Origin of the sequence: Chelativorans xinjiangensis (assembly GCF_009812055.1) — a bacterium.
Lineage (GTDB): Bacteria > Pseudomonadota > Alphaproteobacteria > Rhizobiales > Rhizobiaceae > Chelativorans > Chelativorans xinjiangense.
On the sequence record NZ_WQNH01000002.1, the window covers coordinates 157,907 to 176,463 of the forward strand.

19 protein-coding genes are annotated in these 18,557 nt (G+C 60.1%); 3 read left to right on the plus strand and 16 right to left on the minus strand.

Features of this window, described 5'->3' with window-relative positions; all coding sequences use genetic code 11:
* Positions 1-56 precede the first annotated feature (56 nt).
* Positions 57-350, plus strand: coding sequence for a hypothetical protein (locus GM910_RS02425; RefSeq protein WP_159585910.1), 294 nt, complete (start codon positions 57-59; stop codon positions 348-350).
* Positions 347-598, plus strand: coding sequence for a hypothetical protein (locus GM910_RS02430; RefSeq protein WP_159585911.1), 252 nt, complete (start codon positions 347-349; stop codon positions 596-598). The genes GM910_RS02425 and GM910_RS02430 overlap by 4 nt, the downstream gene beginning before the upstream one ends.
* On the opposite strand, the gene GM910_RS02435 is transcribed toward GM910_RS02430, so the two are convergent.
* The 5 genes from GM910_RS02435 to GM910_RS02455 are packed head-to-tail and all read right to left on the minus strand — an operon-like array spanning position 591 to position 8,411.
* On the minus strand, positions 591-3,179 hold the full coding sequence (locus GM910_RS02435) for a hypothetical protein (RefSeq protein WP_159585912.1): 2,589 nt from the start codon (positions 3,177-3,179) through the stop codon (positions 591-593). The two genes, GM910_RS02430 and GM910_RS02435, sit on opposite strands and share 8 nt — an antisense overlap.
* Complete coding sequence (locus tag GM910_RS02440; protein ID WP_159585913.1) at positions 3,176-4,927, minus strand: coiled-coil domain-containing protein; 1,752 nt, start codon at positions 4,925-4,927, stop codon at positions 3,176-3,178. Before GM910_RS02440 ends, GM910_RS02435 begins: the two co-directional genes overlap by 4 nt.
* On the minus strand, positions 4,924-7,509 hold the full coding sequence (locus tag GM910_RS02445) for a phage tail tip lysozyme (RefSeq protein ID WP_159585914.1): 2,586 nt from the start codon (positions 7,507-7,509) through the stop codon (positions 4,924-4,926). Before GM910_RS02445 ends, GM910_RS02440 begins: the two co-directional genes overlap by 4 nt.
* Before the next feature lie 6 nt (positions 7,510-7,515).
* Positions 7,516-8,052, minus strand: a complete 537-nt coding sequence (locus GM910_RS02450; protein WP_159585915.1) for a hypothetical protein — start codon at positions 8,050-8,052, stop codon at positions 7,516-7,518.
* The gene (locus GM910_RS02455) at positions 8,034-8,411 is read right to left on the minus strand and encodes a hypothetical protein (RefSeq protein WP_159585916.1); all 378 of its coding nucleotides are present in this window, start codon (positions 8,409-8,411) and stop codon (positions 8,034-8,036) included. The genes GM910_RS02450 and GM910_RS02455 overlap by 19 nt, the downstream gene beginning before the upstream one ends.
* A gap of 325 nt (positions 8,412-8,736) precedes the next feature.
* Here GM910_RS02455 and GM910_RS27780 point away from each other — a divergent pair, with 325 nt between their 5' ends.
* Positions 8,737-9,090, plus strand: coding sequence for an HNH endonuclease (locus GM910_RS27780; protein ID WP_425482645.1), 354 nt, complete (start codon positions 8,737-8,739; stop codon positions 9,088-9,090).
* Here the strand turns inward: GM910_RS27780 and GM910_RS02465 are convergent.
* From GM910_RS02465 to GM910_RS02510, 11 genes are all read right to left on the minus strand, one after another.
* A complete protein-coding gene (locus GM910_RS02465; protein ID WP_159585918.1) occupies positions 9,087-11,780 on the minus strand; it encodes a phage tail protein in 2,694 nt (897 codons plus the stop codon). The two genes, GM910_RS27780 and GM910_RS02465, sit on opposite strands and share 4 nt — an antisense overlap.
* Before the next feature lie 3 nt (positions 11,781-11,783).
* The gene (locus GM910_RS02470; RefSeq protein ID WP_159585919.1) at positions 11,784-12,398 is read right to left on the minus strand and encodes a phage connector family protein; all 615 of its coding nucleotides are present in this window, start codon (positions 12,396-12,398) and stop codon (positions 11,784-11,786) included.
* 12 nt (positions 12,399-12,410) lie between these two features.
* Positions 12,411-12,902 (minus strand): hypothetical protein, encoded by a 492-nt coding sequence (locus GM910_RS02475; protein WP_159585920.1) that lies wholly within the window; start codon positions 12,900-12,902, stop codon positions 12,411-12,413.
* A 117-nt stretch (positions 12,903-13,019) separates the two neighbouring features.
* Entirely contained in the window at positions 13,020-13,304 is a 285-nt protein-coding gene (locus GM910_RS02480; RefSeq protein ID WP_159585921.1) for a hypothetical protein, read from the minus strand.
* 13 nt (positions 13,305-13,317) lie between these two features.
* Entirely contained in the window at positions 13,318-14,154 is an 837-nt protein-coding gene (locus tag GM910_RS02485; RefSeq protein WP_159585922.1) for a phage capsid protein, read from the minus strand.
* 235 nt (positions 14,155-14,389) lie between these two features.
* The gene (locus GM910_RS02490) at positions 14,390-15,325 is read right to left on the minus strand and encodes a hypothetical protein (RefSeq protein ID WP_159585923.1); all 936 of its coding nucleotides are present in this window, start codon (positions 15,323-15,325) and stop codon (positions 14,390-14,392) included.
* On the minus strand, positions 15,322-15,627 hold the full coding sequence (locus GM910_RS02495; RefSeq protein WP_159585924.1) for a hypothetical protein: 306 nt from the start codon (positions 15,625-15,627) through the stop codon (positions 15,322-15,324). Before GM910_RS02495 ends, GM910_RS02490 begins: the two co-directional genes overlap by 4 nt.
* On the minus strand, positions 15,627-15,905 hold the full coding sequence (locus GM910_RS02500; RefSeq protein ID WP_159585925.1) for a hypothetical protein: 279 nt from the start codon (positions 15,903-15,905) through the stop codon (positions 15,627-15,629). The genes GM910_RS02495 and GM910_RS02500 overlap by 1 nt, the downstream gene beginning before the upstream one ends.
* Before the next feature lie 258 nt (positions 15,906-16,163).
* Positions 16,164-17,810, minus strand: coding sequence for a portal protein (locus GM910_RS02505; protein WP_159585926.1), 1,647 nt, complete (start codon positions 17,808-17,810; stop codon positions 16,164-16,166).
* Entirely contained in the window at positions 17,811-17,942 is a 132-nt protein-coding gene (locus GM910_RS27565; RefSeq protein ID WP_281354859.1) for a hypothetical protein, read from the minus strand. It lies immediately after the preceding gene.
* Between the two features lie 122 nt (positions 17,943-18,064).
* Positions 18,065-18,253 carry a hypothetical protein gene (locus GM910_RS02510; protein WP_159585927.1) on the minus strand — a complete coding sequence of 63 codons (189 nt, stop codon included), beginning with the start codon at positions 18,251-18,253 and terminating at the stop codon, positions 18,065-18,067.
* Positions 18,254-18,557 lie beyond the last annotated feature (304 nt).

Here is an 18,557-nt window from a genome sequence, read left to right on the forward strand (position 1 = left end):
CCGAGCGTTGTGGCGCTGCGACGGGTTCTAACCAGCCAACCTGATAGGAGGTCGACATGGCTACCCGATATCTAATTCCCGTTAAGTTCCTCGGCAATGCGGCAATTCTGTCCGCCGCCGTTTTCCTTGCCTCGTGCGCCGCGCACCCGGATCGAATCAAGCCCGTGTCCTATGCCGACGCCACATGCACCGATGCAGACCGACAGCGCCTTGCCGATCTAATCCAGGTGCAGAAGGCAACCGCGAGAAACGATGCCGTTGGCGTGTTCCTTATCGGTCTTCCGATGGGGCGCATCGCAGGCGGCAACCATGCCCCGGAAATTGCACGCCTCAAGGGCGCATGCTCTTGACGCGGTGGTTGAAGTTCATGGGCGCGGCGGTGGGATGGTCTCTCATCTGCCGCGCCATTCTCGAACTCGCTCCCGTTCATCCAATCGCCGTGTTTTTCGTCTGGGTCGTCGGCTTTCTCTGGCTCACCGGATGGATAGCCGCAGGCCCGAAAGACGCTGACGATCTCGTCAAATACTGCCTCGCCACGCTGGCGCTCATAGCCCTTGGCGGCAGCGTCCTTTTCCTTCTGATCGCCCCATTCACCTGAATAGGCCGGGGAACGCCTCTCGCTCGACCGAGCTGCGCTGCCCGTATTCCTTGCGGCGCCGAGTCTCCTGGCGCTTGAGATAACCTGGGCTCACCGCGTCACGCATCGAATTGAGGAACAGATAATCCAGCGCCGGGCGGGTATAGAACAGATTCACGAACGGCGTGTTCTGAAGTCCGATAGACAGAGCGTCAGCCGCCGACGCATCTCCGTCCCTCGCTTTCATAAGGAATGTCATGCTGTCGAGTACGGAGCCGATGGATGGGCCGATTACCGTTTCCGCCAATCCCCCGCCAAACCGATTTGTTTGCGCGAACAGGAAATCGCCATAGATACCGAAGGCCCCACCCTGGAGGGCTGCGGCCTGCCACGTCTTGACATCGGTCGGATCGCGCGGAGGCCAGTATCCCCGGATAATATCCTTCATGGTCATAGACATGTAGCCCGCTATGGTCATGCCGGCGAGGAGGGCGCCGATATGCGCGGTCTTGTCCAGAATGGTGGCATCCTTGCGGTGGCCGAATAGCGCCCTGCCGACGATGCGGTTGGCGAAAGTGAAGGGAAACCCCTTGAACTGCCCGACGAAGCGGATGGCCTCACCCGCCGCAGTGCCGGGCCTGAGGCCCTGCGTCATAATCCTGCGCGTTGAGGCATCGACCTCCACCACGCCATAGCTCGTCTCGTCGGCAAAGAAGCGCAGAACCGACAATTCCAGATCGCGCCGGCCATCCTCAATAATCTGCGCCCGCTTGGCTTCAAATGCCTCATCGCTCTTGCTGGCCTTGCGTGCCGCCGCGATCCGGTCGGCAACCAGCGGCTCAATCGCAGCATCATCCAGTTCGCGGATACGATCCGGCGTTACGTATTCCTTTCCCTCAACCTCGCGGAACCGCGACTTGCGGATGGCGTCCCATTTTTTCGCATTGATCCCATGCAGGCCCAAGACATGCTTATAGTTTGCCGGAAGGCTGTCGAAGTCCGTTTTCGCCCGCATGCCCATCTCCGCAGAGATGACGCGCCCCGCCGTGGCCCTCTGCACGTCGGTCCACCAAGTCAGGCCATTCCATTTGAAGAACGACTCCTGAAGACGGGATAGCCTGCCTACGGGGCCATCGGTGGCGGCGGCCGGGGCAACGATATGGCCGATCAGACCGTCAAACCCCTCACCGATCATGTAGGAGATTTCCGCGAACTCGCCTTTCGGACGGCCCTTGCGCAGCCCATCCAGTTGTGCCGTGAGGCCACGGAAGAAGCTGGTGCCACGAAACATGGAGGCTACAGCCGGGGTGATCGTATCTGAAAGGGCCGTGATCGTCGCTCCGCCAAGCTTTGCCATGGACTGAACGGCACGGATATCGGAGCCAATCTTCGCGGCGGTGACGTTGACAGGACGAGAGATCATGCCTGTCGAGACATCAAGCGCTTGTTTGAGCTTTCCAGCCTCAGCATCAAGCCCCCGCATGCGCTTCTGCTTTTCAGCTGGGCTCAACTTCGGATCATCCTTGATCCGGCGTTTCATTCCATCGACCAGCGAACCGAACATGACTTCCGGGTTTGGCCCAAGCGCTTCCATATTGGCTGCAACCCGCGCGGCCCTCCTGAGATGCGAGATCATGCCCGACACGGTGTTGCCGTATCCGAACTCCTCACGATAGGCCAAGGCTGCATCGCCGTCCTTGAAATGCAGGACGCGGGACTTGCCGAGTGATCGTGCTAGATTGGCCGGGTTCACCCTCTGGCCTTTCTCCTTTGGTGTCGCCCTGTTCGGAAATCCGGTGACGAGCGTATCGTAGACATCGCCAAGAAGCTCCTTAACCTGGGCTTCATCGACGGCATCGGGGAATGTGCGGTCCATGTCGAGGCGCGGCAGGATAGCATCTGTCCATGCTTCCTTGCCGGCAGCGATCATCCTCACATCGTCATGGATCTGCGCCCCTGCCCAGCCGTCGAGCTTGCCTATCGAGGCCCCAAGCTTGTTCAGATCGGTGCGGCTCAACTCGGCATAGGAGGCGAACAGCTTGGCGACGTACTGCGCATCCTTGTTCTTGGTGATGCCCGGCGTACCACCCTCACGCAACTCTGACATCTCGCGCATGATATCCGCGTCCATCTTCGGATCGCGCAGCGTGTTGACCATGTACGGGCGGTTCTTCTGCAATTCAGCGAAGAGACCACCCAGATAGCGTGCCTCATAGGCGAGGTTCAAGGCGGCTACGGAATTGCGCCCACCCTCAACGCCGCGCTGTGTCCCCTCCAGAACGGCAAGGAGGGCCCTCTGTGGCGACAGCCCCGCCCTCATAAGCCCGTCGATGGCCTGGTCCATTCTGTCGCGCACAAGCACATTCATGGCGGCATGCCGGCGCTGCATCGCGGCGGCAATCTTGGTGCGCTCCGCTTCCCTCTCTGCAAAGGTGCGCAGCTTGTCGGCCATGCCGTCGAGATTGCCTTCGGCCTGAAGCTTCTGCTTATAGTCAAAAACGCGCTGGAACGCCTCGTTGACTTCTTCCTTGCTAAGCCTGTCGCCCGCTGCCTTGCTGGCGGCGTCGAAACAGCCGGGACCGATGTTGGGGCGGATTCTCATATCAGGCAGCTCACAGCAGCTTTGAGGGCTTTGCCCCAGGCATCGCCGTTTTCATATGTCGTCGTAGCATCTGCGAGGGCGGCCTCGTCATCCTCTGTCAGCCTGCCCTCTGTGCGCAATTGCTCGATCTCCGGTTCCTCAAAATAGGCGCCTGTCTCTGGATCGACGCGGTATTGTGCGGCCATCGCCTTGAAGTCGTCAGGTCTGGCTATGGCCTGTTCGGCTTGTGCGCGGCCCTCAGGAAGCGTTTCTGGTCTTGCCGGCGTCGTGTCCACCGCTGCGCGCGAACGAAGGCTACGGACCTTCTCAAGGCCAGATGCAAGGGCATCAACTTCACGGCGAACCCTGGCGAAGTCCTCTCGGGCAGCGGCGAGTGCAGTTCGCGCCCGCTTGGCCTGTTTCTCGGGGCCGATACGGGTCTCGCGGTCAACCCTCGCAACGGCGTCCGCGTCAAGGCTTTCGACAATCAGGTCTCGCTCTGCCTCAAGCACCTCACGGCGACGGGCTGCCGGCCCTGCCGCCAGTTCGTCCTCTATGGCGCGCAGGCGTTCTGCGGAGGCCTCATCGACAAGTGCGACAGCATCGGACTCGCGCCGCGCCGTCAGCCCCTCCTCAATCTCGGCTACCTTCTCCTGCGCCGCCGTGAACTTCTCTTCCGCCGCTCGATAGCGTTGCGCCAGTTCAGGCGACGTGGCAAGAACATCCTCCCGTACGGCGGCCTCGAACTCACGCACCGTTGCGGGGCGATTGTCAATGACGCGGCCCACGGCAGTCGAACCGAACAGGTCTTCACGATCAAGAGGCGCGAAGAGATCGGGTGATCTAGCCGGGTTGTTCTCCCGCATGATGCGCGCCAGCGGGTCGGTCGCATTCGGTGAGAGCCTGACCTCACCATCATTGATCAGCCCGCCGACCGCCTCGTTCAACGCAATGCGGGCTTCCTGCGTGTTGCGCAGTGTGGATAGCCGGGCCTCTATCTCCCTTTGCTGCGCCTCGAATCCACGCCGGCCGAGAAGACCAAAACCGGTGCCAAAGGCTCCACCAATCAAGGCGGCTGTGGCGATCTCCGTGACAAGGCGCTGCCACGAAACATCATCGCCAAAGGATTCGCGCGCCTCTCTGGTGGCAATGCCAAAGGCGGCAGTGTTCGCGGCGGCGTCAATGGCTGCCGTCGCGGCGGAACCTCGCACGAAACCAAAACGGGCTATGTTCGCGGCCCTGACGGATTGCCCGGCGATGGGCACGTAGTTGATGGGATCGACCGCCTGCCCGGCGAGATTGCCGAGAAACGACGTGATGGGCCTCTTCGACGCGAAATACTCCCGCACCCTTTGTGTGTCATACCAAGTCGCCAAGGCAGCGGCCCGGTCCTCCGTCATCGCCTCATCCCATGGGACTTCCTTACGGAAATAGGGGGACTGCTGGTAGGCATCCTGCGAAAGAGGGGTCTGGTCCTGGTTGATCTGGCCCTGAATGGCTCTCCGGCCAACCTCATAGGCTTGCAGAAGCGGATTGACGAATGGCAGGATGATGTTCTGCCTGCGCCGCTGATCATCGTTAACGACGCCTTCCGGTATCGCTGTATGCCTCAGGGCCGTGCCAAGACCGAAGCTTTCGACTATACCCCCCTTGGCCTGGTCCCAGAACGTCGCGCCAAGGTTCATTGGCTGATCCAGAGCGGCATCGAAAAGATCGATGCTGGTAGCCCCGCGATAAGCCGGCCCCTGGCGGAAGCTGTATAAGCTCATTGCGCGCCGCCCATGGTGCCGAATGACCTAGAACGCTCCTCAAGGAATTGACGCTCCCGTTCTTCCTCGTTCAGAAGCTCACGTACAGGGGTAGCATCAATTGCTTCCTGCGTAGTGAAAATGATCGGCTCCCCATTCTGGTCGGAAACCGCAAGCCCGGTGAAAGGGTCGATGAACGCAAAGCCGTCGCCTGAGTTGCGGAAGTATCCCTCCGCCATCACGTTGTCGATGTAGTTCTGCGTTGCGGCGTCAAGAACAGCACGGGTGCTATCTGCGGTCGGGGCGTCGGAAGGAACGGTAAGTGCTGTGGCGAGCGCTCCTCGGACATCAGGCAAGAGCCCCTCCAGCCCGTTGATGATGGCCTGTCCGTCATCGCCTGCCGGCACCAATATCTGTGCATTGACGGCAGAATTGCCGGTGAACACATTGACATCGCCGTAAAGGTCTTTCGCCACGGCGGCGACAGCACTCGATAGGGATTCGCCTTTGCGGATACGCACCTGCACGGCATTGTTGATGAGCTTCTGGTCCCTCTGGGCGCGGACGAAGTTCTCCGTCGATCCATCCGACAGTCCATAGTAGACATCGCCAATCTGACCCACATCCATAAGCTCTGATTGAATAGTCTCATCGATAGCGGCCGGCTTCTCCGGGGATTGGCCGGGCAGTTTTGCCGGGTCGATCATGGCGGCGCGGAAGAGTCGCCTTGCTGCTCCTTCATCGCCCCGAGCGGCCGCCTCAATGGCACCTTCCGTGATATCCGGCAATCCAGCCTCAACCAACTGATCAAACAGCGCGCGGCGCTGCATGGGATCGGACGTGCCGAGAATGGTTTGCGTCACCGCAGCAATGCGCTGGTCTTCCGGTAATTCCTCATCTTCAAATTTGCCGATAGCCGCGTCGGCAAGGTTCGCCGGCAGAAGGCGCGGCCTCTCGATGCCGAGTTGGCGTTGTGCCGCAGCGGTTTCCGCAAGGGCGTTCTGATAACTCCCCGGCGCGGACATATCGCCACTCCATGCGCGCTCGACCTCAGGGAAGGTTTGGCGCGTATAGGCGGCTGGATCGGCGTTGCGGGCCTTCAGGGTGGCGCTGGCGGCACCGGAAAGCACCTCGAAGCGCTTTTGCTCAAGAGCGGCATTGTCGCCGGACGAAACCGGCGTTGCCGCAGCAACCATCTCCTGTATCTGCGCAGGCGACATGGTGCGCATTTCGAAGGCTTGTTCGGATGTCTCGATGGAAGTCTGGAATGCGTTGTACTTTTGTGGCCCGTCCTGCGGCCCATAGGCATCAACGAATTGCTCAATGGACGGAAGGGACCCATCATAACGGCCCGTGTTCTGGATCGCCGCAGGGGCGTTATTGGCGGCAACCTCGATGAATCCCTGAAGCTCGACGTTCTTGCGTGTACGCGCGGCGTCGGCCTCGCGCTGGAGTTTGGCCTGATGTTCCGGCGAAAGGCGCTGATACCAGTCCGGATTTACTTCCTGACCAGCCGCACGGGCTGCAAAATTCAGACGGCCAGAATAATTATGTCCGCCACGCGGGTTTTTCGATGTCCACCCTGCGGGGCGCTCATACCCGATAAAGGCGGCGGTGGCCTCATCAACGGTCTTCGCATCTTTCAGCGCTCTGAATGCCGCCGTTTCCTGACTCTGAAGCTCAACATCGACAAAGGCAAGCTGTGTCTCGAAGTCCTGCCAATCGAGATTGTTCGATGCCGCATAGCGCTTGAGGCGATTAAGCCGCTCGCCACGCCATTGAGCGATGCCGAATGCGGTCCCGCCATCACCCACTGCGCCCGAGGGGCGCAAGTTGCTTTCCGCAATCAAATTGCCGACGATACCCGCCGCCTGTACCTTGGAATAGCCGCGCGATTCATAAAACGCCATGGCGGCAGCGGCACGGTCACTTACTTCGGCGGGGAGTGGTTTAGCAACTACGGAAGGGTCGCGCTCGATGGCCAACTGGCCACGACTGAAATCAGCATCCTCAATATACTGCTGCCTGCGCTGGTCTGCCTGTTCCGGCGTCAGGAGTCCAGACGAAAGGCCTGCGGCAATCGCCCCCTCGATATCACCTCGCGCCTTAGCCTTTACGTCATCGCTCGTGTCGGGATCGACATAGAGACGGCGATTGGCTTCCAATGCCTCATCGAACGCGACGGTTTCAGCCTGGCGTTTGATGGCCCTGCCACGGTCGAAGATCGTATCGTTGGTGCGTGCCGCATCGGCTTGAGCGCTGGCCTCCCATCGCGCGCGCATGTTCCTGTCACGGATGAGGTGAGCGCCGTTCTTGACAACCTCGCCTGTCCTCTCCGGGGCGCGCTTGTCGAACGTGGCATAGTCAGGATCGTCCTCGAACGCGTTCTGTGTGGCGAGGAGCTGTTCGGTCTTGTATGCTTCAGCCCGTGCGATATCGACAGCGTTCTGGCTCTGCTCGATCTCTGCGCCGAGTGCGGCGATATCCTGGCCAGCCGAGGCAATTCCGCGCCCGATGCCAGACGTATCGACCGAGGCTATTGCCCGACCGCTGCGAAGCGATACGGGGCCGCTTAAATCTGATTTGGTCGGCAACCTAGCCATTCATCGTCACCCGAAGGCCCGGCCGAAGCCGCGCGCAGCCTGCCCAAAGCCGCCAATGGTAGAGCCGAGAAGCGATGCCCGGCCGCTGGCGCGCCTGCCCTTTGCGGAATCCAAGAGGCCACGGGCGCGACTCTCACCACCAAACCCGACCGTGCGGGCGTTGAAATCCGCCGCGCCCGCCGTATCCGTCATCAGCTTGACGATGGTCGGCGCATCTGTGCCAGCTCCGGCGCCGGAAGCGGCGGCCAAAGCCTGCTGGCGAGACTGGATAAGCTGGCCCTCACGGCGCTTCTGCTGCGCTTCGCGCTGGGCAGCAGCGCGCTCCTCGGCGGCCTTCTGCTCAAGCTGCTGCGCCTCGAACTTGGCGGACTGGTTTGCGGCGGAGCCGGCCGCGACGGTACCCACGGCGCCAACGCCCGTCCCGATAGCCGATAGTGTCTGACCGAGGGTGATGCCCGATGACGCTGCTGCGCCCGCGCCAGCTGCCGCGCCACCACCGCCAAGGGCAGTAATCAGGGGCCCGATTAGCGGGAGACCTGCCATCGCCACACCTCCGTACCGTCCTCGACGGCATAGAATTCAAATCCAAGCATTTTGCAGAGCTTCTCAGACGTTGAAAATTGCATATCACGGGGCGTGAAGACTTCACTTGCCCCAAGCTGAACGGCATGGCGAAGGCACTTCCGAGCCTCGCGACGGATCACAAATCCATGACCCGGGCGATAGTTTTCGACGTGGAAGAAGATCCACGTCCTACCCCCACCCCACGCCAAGCCCCAACAGGCGATTAACTCTTCATCCTCGATTGCCGCTTTGGCATAGACCGGTAGATCAATGTCAAGGCCGGATGCCCGCACGATCTCACGCGGGTTGACGGTGACGATTAGGGTGTTTGATTTCATCAACCGCCCGTAGTACAAACAGCGAACCCGCCGAGCGTTGGAGCGCTGCGACGGGTTCTGACCGAAACGACGAAAGGACCGTCGAGTGGCTAAATCCCGTTTATGTTCGATTCCAGACTGTGGCAAGCCCGTCAGGGCTAGAGGCTATTGCTCCGCCCACTATGACCGCTGTCGAAAGTATGGTGATCCTCTTGCCGGCGGCGCGCCACGCGTGCCTAAAGGTGAGGCACTTCGCTGGCTCTACGCGGTGGCTATTCCTTATAAAGGTAACGACTGTCTGATTTGGCCCTTTGCCAAAGGCGGGAACGGATATGGCCAAGTTTGGATGGACGGTCGATATAGGGTCGCCAGTCGTATTGTCTGCGAAGAGGCTAACGGTTCGCCGCCAACCCCAAAGCATGAAGCCGCCCATAACTGTGGCTTCGGTGATCGTGGCTGCGTAAATCCAGAGCACCTACAATGGAAAACGCACGCCGGTAACCAGATGGACCGCGTCGAACACGGCACCCACCACCGTGGGGAGCGTCAGTGGATGGCTAAACTCACCATTCCCGACGTACGCCAAATCAGAAAACTCAGAGGCGAGATTTCGCAGTCGAAGATAGCCATAATGTTCGGGGTAAGCCAGGCCACCGTCGCCGACATCCACCTACGCAGGAAGTGGGCATGGCTACCCTAATCATTTGCCGTTACCGCTACCGTCATCCCGAGCGCCATCATCGTGTACGGGCTCGCACATTCTATGTGCACGCGGGAATCCAGAGACCACCCACCGCCTAGATCGAAGGGCACCTCGTCATGCACCGTGCTTAGCACAATATCGGGCGGTGTCTTGCCGAGAACCTTGCTGGGCATGTCGTACATCTTCTCGAAACTCGAGCCGAAGCGGATGCCCTTACGGGTGAAATCCGTCATGATAAGCCCAAGCTCATCAACGGTTTTCTTGACCAACATGCTTGTGCCCGAGGCGCTGCCGTATGCTAATCTTGCGCTCTTGTACCGCATGCGGTAGGGCAGTCCGACAACGACATTTGTCACTGCGGACGGCAATGTGATCTCCCCAGAGCCGCTAACTGTGAATTCGGCACGAACACCCGGCGATGTTTCTACCGGGGCGCCATCGGCCCATGCGACAACGGTTTCGCCAATTAGATGTGTGAGCCCCGATACAGTTGCGGAAGCCGGGCTATTTGTCGCCACAAGGTGGGAGTCCATTACGCGACAAAGAGTGTCAGGCTTGACCTCGCTATCTTGAGACATTTTCTCGACATACCTCACCGTTCCGCCATTCACCGTGCGGTTAACGACGAAATACACCCTGTCCTGTGTCGTTGCGGGGAGAACGGCGACACTCTCAAAATCGCCATCCGTCTCCATGGGGACGAAGGCAAGCACCTCCTGGTCGGGTTCATAGACACAGCAAATGCAATCGCCGTCATTCGTGACGATCCAGACCCTTGTGTCGGGTCGGCGCTGGACCGCAAGTGTCTTGACACCGGCCGAGAACAGATCGGTTGTGAGCTTCGAAAGCTGCGTGGCGTTGTAATCTGCCGTGGCGCCGTCAAAGATGATCTCAAGAACGGCCCGGCCGGCTCGCTCTATCACAAGCCCCCTGCCGTCGAGCTTCGCCGGATCAATGGCTGCAACGCCAGTTGTTGCCGAATCCCTTATTCCGATATTCGTCGGTGTCAGGGGCTCATCAAGCGATGAGGACTTTGCAACGGCGATAGCTCCCTCTGTCCCGATAATAAGGCGCTGGAGAGCCAGCAGCCATTGTGTGTCATTGACGCCGCCAGTGGCGATGGAGCGAGAGATAGGACCGGCATCTCCCTCCAATTCCTCATCAAAGCTCTCGAAGGCGTCGGAGACAGAACCCCACAGACGATCCGAACCAGACCACCAGAGACGGCCATCGGAAAAGGTGCCGGCAGAGGGCCATATCTGGGCGGCTGACCATTCTCCCTCGCGCCAGTCGCTCGTAAATGTCGTTCTTGAAAACGGCTTTAGCACTTCGATGTTAACGACTGTGGGGCTCGAATAGCCGACGACCCGCGCCACGCCAAAATTGCCGCCACCACCATAGGTTAGCGAGACCGTCGCAACCCCGGAAGTGTAATCTCCTAGATTGAACAAAACCCGGTACCACTGGATGACATTATCGAGAGAAGTACCAGGGTCTATGGTCAAATTTGTCTGGTTCATCGTGTAGGTGGGCCCCTGATTAATAAACCCGGAATCCGGCCCGTCATATGACCTTTGAAGTGTCAGCGTTCCAGACCATGTGCCAGAAATGTTGAGGATGAAGTTATTGTCGCTACCAACGCCCGTCACACGGATTGCCTCAGTGGGGAAGTCCTCCGCCGATAGATTGGATTGCGTATGCTGACTGCCGTGGAACAGACGAAAAATCGCGCCGACATGGTTTGACGTAAAGAAATTAGCTGATGCCGTCAGCGTGCCATTGCCCTCGATGATGCTTGGCTTGAGCCTAATGCCCCTTGTCCCGCCTGCACCGAAGGGGCCATCATCGGATTGATAGAGGACTACCGACCATGACCGCAACGCCCGGCGCTCTATGCGGCGTTGCTGATAGCCTCGACACGCTACGAACACCACATCAGCGGACTGCGCGAACCGCATAAGGTCCAGATCGGCCTCAAGCCATGGTGTCGGCAATTCCATTACGCCCGCGCCCTCGACCGTGATCGAGTCCACACGCTTCAAATTTGGGTCTTCACTCTGAAATTTGAGGTGGAAACTTGCCGTTGTCGGGGTAAATGCGAGGGAATGAGTACCGGTGCGCAGAGTAGTTTCCGCAATATACTCATCGCCGCCCGATGTTGAGCCGCAGCGGAACGTGACCGGGCCGCGCTCTACCACAATGCGCAGGGCGTGTTCCGTGCCCTGCTCGTTGACCGTGACGGTCTGGGTTGCGCTGGCGCTGGAGCCACGCGCTAAGGCCGTGAGATTGAGATAGCCGCCCGATACTGTAGACGTAGCTCCCGCCGTGGCGGTCAGCGTCCAGCCGGTCCCGGAACTGAACGTGCCGCTGGTCACGGTGGCGGTCACTGCGGGGCGGGTGATCAGCACATCGCTATTGCGCACTCGCATGGAGGCATTGGAGAACTCCATCAATGCCGCGTCGGTGGCGCCGAACACAAACTCCTTCAGTCGCGTGACGGCGTTGCCGTCCGTCGAGGATAAATACTCCAGACCGGGGCGCATAAAGCCCGGACCCGTTGCCTTCGGCAGGAGGTTTGTCTGAACTTCAGCGGCAAGCCGCATGCGCTCCAGATCGACGCGGGGGAGCGCTGTCGCGTCCTGCACGCCGGTGGCGAACGAGTGAAAATAGGTGTTGAGGCGCCCCATGACTCAGCCGTCCTTGCCGAAACGGCGCGAGAAGCGGGAACGCACAACCCTGCCAGCCGGCGAATACTTCACGCTCTCGTCAAATGCATCGAGCGTCTTGGCCTTCGTCAGGCGCTCCTTGTACAGGGAGTAGAGATCGTTGCGGTTGCCGCGATCATTGGAGATGGGAAGCCCGCTTTCGAAGGCCAGATATGCCTCAAGGGCTTTGGCAAAGGGCTGCCGCCATGCGCCGATGTTGAGCCCGTAGGCCGCGTCATTCGACACATAGCGGACATAGAGCGTGTCGACATTGGCGAACCACTTGCCGGCCTCGTCCTCATAGTCCTCGAATCCGATGCGGAAGGTGGCCTCATTCGAGATACCGGCCGTCCGCACCCAATCGTCGGGCTTCAGGAAGCCGTAATCCCACCCGAACAGCGGTTCCTCATCGTCATCGGCCGTCATCTCGACGGCACGAATGCCGAAGTTCCAGAGCCCCTGCGTCAGAAGGTGCTCGACGGCATCATCCCAAGCATCGTCAAGCTGATACCGCTCGGGCCTGTCATCCGTGAGGGTGGCAAGCTCGTGCGGTCCAAGGAGGCGCAGGGCGCCCTTGTAGATGCGTAGTTTGTCAGCCATCGAGCGGGTTCCCTACGCTGCCACGCCCATGGCCTTCGCGGCGTGCTGGATAGCCGCCTGATAGGCTGCGGGTTTGGTCTTGTGCGTGGCGACGGTTTCGGGAGGATCGATTGTCCTCACCAGCCATCCGGCCTTGGGCGAAAACTGGACCTTGTAGTTGGCGGGGATGTCCGGCAGGTCTTCGTCACTGACCTCAGGCGCGGCAGCCTTCGGCCTCTCGTTCGTGAAGGCACGCACCACGCGCATCTGCACGAGCCCGACCTCCTTGCCGACAACGCGGAGCTGAACGTCAAGGCTGAAGTCCTTGGCCAGCACATCTACCAGATCACCCGGATTGAGCGCGGCGTGATGATGAGCCCAGAAGGCGGGGCGCTTGAGATCGTCCAGCGTCACATCGGGGTCGACCCAGACATGGCGGCGCGTGATGGTGAAGTCTGCCGGCTTCGGGCGGGACGTGGCCGGAAGCCTCTTGAGCTTCGCAGCCGAAGGGGTTTCGGAAGTCATGATTGCCTCTTGATTTTTGGGAGAGAGCGCGCGGTTCGGGGGCCAGTCCGAAGACCAGCCCCCACGACCGCACGAGGGGAGAGGCAGCCCCGCGACCGTAAAGCCGCGAGACTGCGGTTAGTCGGTGTCGGTGCCGGTGATGGTCACCCCATCGGACAGGTCAACGCCGCCCGTAGCAGAGGCCGAAGTCACCCAGCACAAAGCACCCGTGATAGGGCTCGCGTCATTGTCGAGCACAATCACAAGGTCGCCCTTGCGCATGCCAAGGTCCCAGCCGTTGGAAAAGTATCCATCGACACGAACCACAGTCACCGCGTCGGCCGAGCTGTAGTACCAGAGGCGACGACCGCCACTGAGTGCACCGGCCCAGAGTTCCGGAGGATTCGAAGTGCTATAAGCCATGTTTCAGCCCTCCTTAGGTGGCCACGTAGGCCGAGCCGTCGTGAGTGATCTTCACGATGCCCGTATCCTGGAGAATCTTGGCGGCATGGTACGTGGTCGCACGGCTCCACGAGGAATCCTGCTTGTCGTCGTAGCCGATGGAGATGGACTCCTCGGAGACGCGCACCGCATAGCCGAGGGCCGAACGGTGGAACATGTAGCAGATTTCCGCAGTGGTACCGACGCCCGTGACACGCGCGCTTTCGATCCAGTTGATGCCAAACCAGCGCAGCATCTTGCGAGCCGGGCCGGAGAAAGGCTTCACGTCGACATACTCGGCAGAGGCGAACTCACGGGTCTGCATGAGATAGCCCATGAATGCCGGCGACACGACGGCGAACATGTTGTCCGCTTCCGTGGTATCGACATCATTGTTGCCGAGGATGACCTTGGCGCCCGCAACGGTGTTGAGCGAGGCCGTGCCGGAACCGTAGTCCTGCGTGGCATTCGCCAGTTCCGCGAGGATGGTCAGGTCGATGTCACGGTTGATGACGTTCATCGACGCCATCTGCATGACACGCTTCTGATCGCCCTGAGACGCGAAGATGTTGAAGGAAGTCAGCTCATACGGAGCGTGCTTCTCGACCAGCGTTGCAGTGACCTGCGTGTTGGTCGGGTTGCCGTACGGGATCTGACCGTTTGTACCGCGCGTGACGGCGGTATCGCCACCCGACCCCGAGACGAGGAAGGTGGCCTGGTTGCCGTTAATAACGGATTCCTTCGTGGTGCTCGCCTTGAGCAGGCTCACGCGCTGCTCAAAAGACGCCACGAATTCACGCCGATATTGAACGACGGCAGCTTCGACAGCCATTGTCGTTTCCTTTCGGTTGAAGTTTTCGTGTGCTCAGAGCCGCGCATTCGAGGGTGGCCGACGGCGTCGCGGGGCCTCTTGCGAGGGGTGGCCGCTATCCGTTCGGGGCTGTCATGCTTGGCAGTTGGTGGGGTTGGCTTGGCCTGGGGCCGCTATGCGGGGTGTCCGGCGTTCAGCCACTAAAAAACCCCGCTCGCTGGCGGGGCGTTCATTCACCGGACGATGCCGGGAATTCCTATTTTGCGCGACGCTGTTCCTTTTCGAGGATGGTCGCGTATTCCTTATCGAGGCCCTTTTCGTAGTACTCATCGATATTGGAATTCATGATCTGCTCGATTTCCTGCTTGCGCGCGGTGTGCTTGCGCTCGGAATCCGAATTGGCGAAGGTCGCATCACCGAACATGTCGCGACCCATATCGGACGCCCATGCAACGAATTCCGGTACCGCGCCGAGGGTGCGGCCATCGGGAAGGCGCGCCTGATGCCATTCATTGCCGCCAGGTACGCTTTCCATGAAACGATTTGCTAGCGTGATGTTGGCCTTGTATTCGCGGCCCCAATCCTTGCGGAGGGCCTCCTCTGCCGTTTCTGCCGCCTCTGCATCGGCGGCGGTCCGTTGCGCCTCCAATTCCTCAACGGTGTCGAAGTACCATTCGGGAGCAAAGTCGATAACCGTCTGAGGCGCGCCCTTGCTGTGCATCCATTCGGTGAACGAGGCCAGCATCGGCTTGTCGTCGTCCGTCATGCGCTTGGTGACAGTCTCCGGCAAGATATAGCCGGTCGGATCGTCAGGGATGCCCTGCTCTTTGCGCCATTCGGCGATGGCCTTTTCGTCCGAGGCGTCGGGCATCTCGCGCTTGATCTTGCCGGAGCGGATCAGCTTGTCCTTTTCGACAAAGGATTTCACAAAGTTGCGCAGTGAGCCGTAGCGCTTCAGGAGTTTAAGCGCGTCCTCGTCGCCGCCAGCACCAATCTCGCGCCAGTCGTCTGGAAGAGACGAGGCGGACGGTTCGTCGCCCTTCGGCGAGTCGGGATCACCCTCAGGTGGGTCTTTGGGCGCCCGGTCGCCACCCGGAGGATCGCCAGCAGGCGGATCGGCCGGAGGGTCAATCGGTGTCGGGTTGGGGTTCTGCGGATCGACGGGATCAGCAGCCGGGTCTAGTTCGCTCATGCCTCTGCCTCTGGTTTCTTGCCTCTACGCGGAGACCGCTTTGTGGTGGCGGTCTCCAATGCCTTCAACGTATCGTCACGCAGCATCTTGACGATCTGGGAGCCGACGAAGCGCCGACCCTCATGGAACGCCGTGGCGGTCGGGTCGGACTTGCGGTAGCTCATGTCATACAGGTTGCTGGCGGCGTTGATGATCCAGTCCATCGCCAGTTTCTGTTGGCCGTCATTCGCCTTGCCAGCGATGCATGCGCGGACGGCCATCAACACGACCTTGTCGTATTTGGCCGGGGAATGGGCCTCCATCAGTGCAGGTCGCCCGGAAGGATGATGCTGCTGGCGCTGGACCGCATTGCATCCATGCCCATATCGACGTTTGCCACGGCCATTTCTCGGAGTTGGCGGCGGACGTTCCTGTTTGTGTTCGGATCGCGCATGATGGCGGCGCCGGCACAGAACGCCAGGACACCGACAATCCCTTCGATCTTCATCGGGGATTGCGTGGTGTGCTGCATGATGACATCGCCAATGGCGAGCATCAGGCGCTCGTGGCTTTCGTCCACCTTCGTCTTTACGATGGCCATAGGTTTTGCCTCTCTATGGTCGTTGTGGTAGATTTGCGGAATGACAGATTATGTGCGGACGGCAACAATCGTAGGCATTGAGCGTCACCCGATTGGGCGCGCCGCGAACTCCATCGAATGCGATATCTGTCAGCGCTTCGCCGTCATTCCTCGCGGTGGCCTAGACGAACTCCGCCAAGCGGGTTGGCGCATTCAAGAGCGGCAGATACTCTCACCCGACAGGGACGATGACGTTATTCGGGACATCTGCCCAGATCACTAGGCCAATCCGGCCTGCTGAAGCTGGGTTGTGGCACCGGCAACATCACTCGCCACGCCTGCACCCTCACGAAGCGCTGCCGCAGCCGCCTGCAAGCCCTCAACAGCCTTCGCGGCCTCTTCCTCGCTCTGCTGCACCTCTTCGTCATTGAACCAGTCTGCTGGCGCACCAGTGCCCTTCACGGCGTCCTTGGTCATGTCCTTGAACTTCATGAGGGTCGGCACGGTCTGGTCAAATTCCGCCGCACCAGCCAGGATTTGCACGCTCTCCTGGAACGCCTGGACATTCGCCCTGCCCTCTGCGGTATGTAGTGGGCTATCAAACGTAAATGTGACATCGGCCTCGGACAGCGCATCGGGCATTTCGCGGACATTGAACTGATCGTTGCGCACCGCCATCTGGAACGCCACGTCGAGCAGCGGCAGGTGATATTCGCTCTCGACCGGGCCGAAGAACGGCAACACAGCCCTGCGGAACTCAGCAAGACGGGCCTGCGTTTCAAACGCTGTCATCTCCCTTTGTGCGGGGAGCAGAAGCTTGTTGAGCAGGAATGCCTCGGCAATCAGGTTGCGAACGTCCGCCTTCATCTCAAGGCCGGCGTTGAACCCCTGATGCGGCTCCTCGAACATCATGGCGTCACGGATATTCTCGTCTGCCTCCAGATCTACATAGGTCATGCCGCCGGCGTAGCGGTTAATCGCATCGCGGAATATCTCGCCCCGGCCGTACATCGGCGGGTCAAGGGCCTTTTCTCCCTGCTCCAGAACAATGCGGGCGATGGATTGCAGCATGCGCCCATCGGGCAACGCCGTAATCGCAGCCGGTGAGAAGCCCTGCGGGTAGTTCGATATCGTCTTCCAGCGGGGAATGACGTAGTTGAAGACGGGCAAGCCGCCCTCGCCCAGTACGATTTCATGCTCGCAATCGATATAGAGAGAGACGAAGGACAAATCCTTGAACTTGCGGCGCTTCGCCTTGTCGTCGCCGTAAATCTCATCGAGCGGCAGAACGATGTGGCGCAGCTTGAATTCCTTGGTCGGCTCCTTCTGCGCTGCGTCCTTGATGGACTGGTGCGCGTTCTTCGCCCACATTGGTCGGCTCATGATACCTCGAGCCGTCATCATCACGTTGCGCTGGTTGTGGTCGATCTTGCCGACGCCGTTTTCCATCCACGCGCATTCCTTAGGATGCCATGAACGGAACAGGAAGTGCGATCTGTCAGGGCTCTCTTCCACCGACAACACCGGATTGCCAAACGCAACCCAGTCGTGATCCGCCTCGCCCGTGGCGCGCACGAAGTTGGCGCGACGGTCATAGATCAGATTGCGGAAATGCTTCGTCGTGTGCTCCATCCAGCGGGCGCTCGACGGGTCTTCGTTCAGATACTCCTCTGACGTCTTGACATCAAACCATTCGCCCTGGCGCAGCATGGCGGAGGGTGCATTGCCGAGCGTCTCCCGCGCCAGCACCGGGAAGGAATCCATGATGCCGGTAGCGAAGTCCTCGCCAAGCGTGAAGCTCTCCGTGAAATCGGCGCGCAGCGGATAGAAGTTCTCCGCTATCTCCTGGCACAGCTCATCGTACTGGACCTTCTTCTTGAAGAGCCCATCGCCTATTTTGGTGAGTTCGCGCGCGCGGCTGTCCATTTAGGCGACCGTCACGCGGTGGAAGGAGCCGATGTGGAATACGGCATCGCTCGGACAGCCGGCCGCAGACCAATAGGCGGCAACGGTATGGCTGATGTCATTGCCGGGACGCTGGTCAGGGTTTTGCTTCAATCTATAAACGCGCCATCTCAGTATGCGTCCCATGCAGCCCACCTCTTGATCGCGAACGACCTTGAACGGGCCGCTCTCAACATAGTCCGGAGGCATGCAATCGGGGCTGAATGCCGGAAACATCAGCCGGCCTGCCCGAGAAGGCTATTGGTGAAGGCCTGCGTGCCGGCACCGCCGCCGCTGCGTTGCGACAGGATGGTGGACGTGCGGCCCGAGCGCGCGGCTATCTGGCGGCGCTTGCGCTCTTCGGCCTCCATGCTCTCCGGGTCTTCCGGGTCGGGCATACGGACAGGCTTTGCGACCTCGGGCATTTTAGGCTTGAAAAGGTTTCCGATGGGAGTATCCTCCGAGTTGCAACCCATGAAAGGATTGACAGTTGCCTCGTTTCTACGATCATACCGGGCAGACGTTCGGGCGGCTTTTTGTCGTTGGCAATAACGGCCAGCATCCCAAAACTTATGAGCGTCTATTCCTTTGCCGCTGCGAGTGCGGGACCGAAGTCACCGTCGCTGGAAGTCAATTACGACGCGGGAAATCAACTTCCTGCGGATGCCTGCGTTCAGAGCGCGTACTGGGCCTTGGGCGCACCACGTTTTATATGCGCTTATACCAAGG